Below are 292 nucleotides of genomic sequence, written 5' to 3' on the forward strand. Positions count from 1 at the left end.
GACCTCGACCTCGACGGGGCTTTCGACCGCGAATAGCTCGATCGCATCACTGTCCACGTCAACTTCGACCGGCATTGGTTCGCTGTCCACCGGCCTCTCGTCGACCAACAGCTCGATCGCATCGCTGTCCACGTCAACCTCGACCGGCATTGGTTCGCTGTCCACCGGCCTCTCGTCGACCAACAGCTCGGTCGCATCGCTGTCGACCTCGACCTCGACGGGGCTTTCGACCGCGAACAGCTCGATCGCGTCGCTGTCCACGTCGACGTCGACCGGCATCGGTTCGCTGTCG

1 protein-coding gene is annotated in these 292 nt (G+C 63.7%); it reads right to left on the minus strand.

All coding sequences use genetic code 11. The features are described 5' to 3' along the window. Nucleotides 1-279: hypothetical protein (locus tag ACV229_RS40880; RefSeq protein ID WP_448088702.1), on the minus strand; the 279-nt coding region annotated here is incomplete at its 3' end. Nucleotides 280-292 lie beyond the last annotated feature (13 nt).

The organism is Burkholderia sp. MR1-5-21 (genome assembly GCF_053427715.1).